The organism is Nocardia sp. CC201C (genome assembly GCF_030010695.1).
Taxonomy (GTDB): Bacteria; Actinomycetota; Actinomycetes; order Mycobacteriales; family Mycobacteriaceae; genus Nocardia; species Nocardia otitidiscaviarum.
In genome coordinates, this window is sequence record NZ_JASCXP010000567.1 from 1 (window position 1) to 3,609 (window position 3,609).

Below are 3,609 nucleotides of genomic sequence, written 5' to 3' on the forward strand. Positions count from 1 at the left end.
TCACGAGCGCTCGGTCTCTCCGATCGCTCGATCCTTCCGTCGCTCGACAGCCCCGGCCGGTCAGTAGTCGCGGCCGGTGAGACCCCGGTAGACGAAACGGGTGACGCCCTCCACCGCCTGCTCGTCGGTGAGGTCGACCGTGCCGTCCTCCACCGCCTGGAGCAGCCCGGAGGCCACCAGGAACATCATGGTGAGGCTGGCGTCGGGGGTGCTGGGCAGGCGCAGGCCCGCGGCGGGGAAGCCGTCGAGGTGATCGAGCACGTCCTCGCGCTGTTCGGCGGAGAAGCGACCCATCATGCGGGCGAAGTCCTCGTTCACCAGGGCGGCCTGACTCACGGCCCGGAAGACCGGCCAATGCTCGCGCGCGGCGGTCCAGTAGCCCCGAATGTGGTAACGCACCGCCTCCGGGTCGGTGAAGTCCGGCTTGTGGTCCGGACTCTCCGCGCGTGAATCACCTTCGTCGGCAAGGTCTTTCAGCAAGGACTGGAGCAGTTCCTCCTTGCTGGCGAAGTGGTTGTAGAACGAGCCCGCCGCGCGTCCGGCCACCGCGGTGATGTCGGTGATCTTGGTGTTGAGATAGCCGCGCTCGGCGAAGAGTTTGCGGGCGGCGGCCTTGAGCGCCTGTTCGGTCTCGGCCGCCTTCTCCTGGCGTTTGCCACCCATTCGCACCACCTCCTTGACAGCGGAACGTACCAGGATTAATACTGAATTCACATTCAGTGAATCTCAGTTCATTATACGGAGTCAGCATGTCAGCACAGGTATTGATCGCCGGAGCCGGTCCGACCGGCCTCACCCTCGCCATCGACCTGGCCCGGCGCGGCATCGCCGTGCGGGTGGTCGAGCAGGCCGAACGGTTCTTCGCCGGTTCCCGTGGCGACGGCATCCAGCCGCGCACCCTCGAGGTGTTCGACGACCTCGGCGTCCTGGACGCCGTCCTCGCCGCCGGGATGCCGCAGCCGCTCGTGCGCGCCTATTTCGGCGGGGAGTTGGTGGCAGAGCGGCGGATGAGCGAGTGGCGGGAGCCGAGTTCCGCTGTGCCCTACCCGAATCCGTGGGTGCTCGGGCAGTCCGATACCGAGGGCATCCTGCGGGACCGGCTGGCGCGGCTCGGGGTGACGGTCGAACCGTCCACGGCGCTGGTCGAATTCACCCAGGACGGAGACGGCGTGACCGCCACGCTGTCGACCCCGGCCGGGACCGAAACCGTGCGGGTGGACTATCTGGCCGGCGCGGACGGCGGACGCAGCACGGTACGCAAGCGACTCGGCATCCCCTTCGAGGGCAGCACCGACGAATCGGTTCGCATGCTGCTCGGCGACGTGCGCGCCGATGCCCTCGACCACGACTTCGGCTACTGGTTCGCCGAGGCGGACGCGCCCATGGACGGAATCGTGCTGTCCCCCTTGCCCGGTGGGCGGCACTTCCAGTTCGGGACTCGGCTGCACGGTGACACCGCACCGAGCCTGGAGGTCTTGCAGGGCTACGTCGACCGACTCGCCCACCGGCCCGAGGTGGTGCTGAGCGACCTCGCCTGGTCGACGGTGTGGCGGCCGAATATCCGTCTCGCCCAGCGGTTCCGGGAGGGACGGGTGTTCCTCGCGGGCGATGCCGCCCACGTGCACCCGCCGACCGGTGGGCAGGGGTTGAACACCGGCGTCCAGGACGCCTACAACCTGGGCTGGAAGCTCGCGGCGGCGCTGCGCGGTCCGGGTGCCGAGGCGGAGGCGTTGCTGGACAGCTACCAGACCGAGCGGCGCGCGGTGGCGGCGCGGGTGCTGGGGGTGAGCACCGAACTGCTCGACAAGACCATGGACGGGGCCGCGGACGCCATGAACCGCGGCGAGGAAACCCATCAGCTCGATATCTCCTATCGAGACCTGATGGCGCACAACTCGACCGATCGCGCACTGCGGGCGGGCGATCGCGCGCCCGACGCTCGGCTGGTGGACGCGGCGCGGCAACGGGTTCGGCTGTTCGAACTCTTCCGCGGTCCGCACTCGACGCTGCTGCTGTTCGGCGCGGACCGGGCTCCGGCCGCCGAGGCGGGGGTGCGGGTCGTGCCCATCGTGCGCGAGCACGGGGTCGGCGACGCGCTCGGCGATCCCGACGGGGCCGCGTTCCGCGCGTACGATGCCGTGGATGGGACGCGGGTGCTCGTCCGTCCGGACGGGTATGTCGCCGAACGCGTGGGGTGAACGCTGCGCGCACGCCTCGGCGACCGTGCCCTCGACCGACCGGTTCGTCCGAGATGCCGCCTCGGCCACTCCCTTCCGCGGCCACCTCCCGAGCCGGACATACCGGGCGGTTCGCCCGTGATCACCTCCCGCGGGCGACAAGGCCGTCGACATGCTGGATGATCTTGCTGCCGCACAAGACGATTCGCCGCGACCATTCGGACGAGCCCGTATGGTGGGTCACGGCGACCGTGGGTGCGGCCGACACGGGATGAGGCATCGGTCAGAGGTGAGTCTGCATTGTTGGTGAAGGTCCGGAACGACGACCCGTCGCGCCTTTCGAGCACCGAACGGACCGTCGTCAACTGGCTCAAATCGTGGAGCGGGCCGCATGCCGTACCCGGGATCGCGGTGGTGCAGTGCCAGGACGCCGACGTGGTGGTATGGACGCCGCAGACCTGTGTGGTGATCGCGGTGCACGGGTTCACCGAACGCGTGAACGGCACCCTGCACTGCGCCGAGGACGAACCGTGGACGGTGGACGAGAATCCCGCACCGGTCGACGGTGACGGCAATCCCCTGGAACGGGTGCGACGGCAGACCACCGAACTGGCGCGCCAGCTGCGCGCCGCCCCCGGGCGCGAACACGTGCCGGTGAGCGGGCTGGTGCTGCTGGTGCCCCAGCTGGGCAGCCGCCTGAAACTGACCAAGGGCGCCATGCCGCCCGGTATCGACGTACTGCTCGGTGACGGCCCGTCCTCGCTGCGCGCCTACTTCACCGGCCTGGCCGACGGCGCGGACCCGGCCTGGGATGCCGCCCAGGTCGGGCAGGCCCTGGGCGCGCTCGGTTTCGCCGCCGCGGCCACCCACTCGGACCTGGTCCTCGAGGGCTTCGATCCCCCGGCCGCCAACCGCACCCCGCCACCACCCAACTCGGTACCCGCCCGCTCCGTGCCATCCGTGCCCGTCGCCGCGCCCGAACCCCCGGAGCCACCACACGGCGAAGGCACCACGACCGGAGTCGTACCCGGCCCGGCGGCCGTACCGGTGCGCAACCCCGTCCCCGGCACCGCAGCGGGCGGACAGCAACCCGCCCCCGGCACCACGCCGGGCAGACAGCAACCTGTCCCCGGTACCACGCCGGGCGGACAACACCCCATCCCCGGCACCGCATCGAGCGGACAGCAGGGCTCGCGGCAGGACTCCGGCACCGTGGGCATGCCGGGAGGTCGCCCGGGGCCGCACGGCGCATCCAGTGCGACCGGCATGGCTCCGGAAGGACGCGGCGGCGCACAGCGCGAATCCGGCTCGGCGGGCGATGCGCCGGACAGTGAACGCGGTCGGGGGCATGCACCCGGCGCGGCAGGCACCACGCCGGCGGACCACGGGGACCCTCGACGCGAATCCGGCACCGCGAGGGAGGCCGCGGAAG

At 70.8% G+C, this 3,609-nt stretch carries 3 protein-coding genes; 2 read left to right on the forward strand and 1 reads right to left on the reverse strand.

Features of this window, described 5'->3' with window-relative positions; genetic code table 11:
• Positions 1-60 precede the first annotated feature (60 nt).
• On the reverse strand, positions 61-663 hold the full coding sequence (locus tag QK444_RS34125) for a TetR/AcrR family transcriptional regulator (protein ID WP_282786140.1): 603 nt from the start codon (positions 661-663) through the stop codon (positions 61-63).
• An 86-nt stretch (positions 664-749) separates the two neighbouring features.
• Between QK444_RS34125 and QK444_RS34130 the strand changes: the two genes are divergently transcribed.
• Positions 750-2,198 carry an FAD-dependent monooxygenase gene (locus tag QK444_RS34130; RefSeq protein ID WP_282786141.1) on the forward strand — a complete coding sequence of 483 codons (1,449 nt, stop codon included), beginning with the start codon at positions 750-752 and terminating at the stop codon, positions 2,196-2,198.
• Between the two features lie 285 nt (positions 2,199-2,483).
• The coding region (locus tag QK444_RS34135) for an NERD domain-containing protein (RefSeq protein ID WP_282786142.1) at positions 2,484-3,609 on the forward strand (1,126 nt) is incomplete at its 3' end.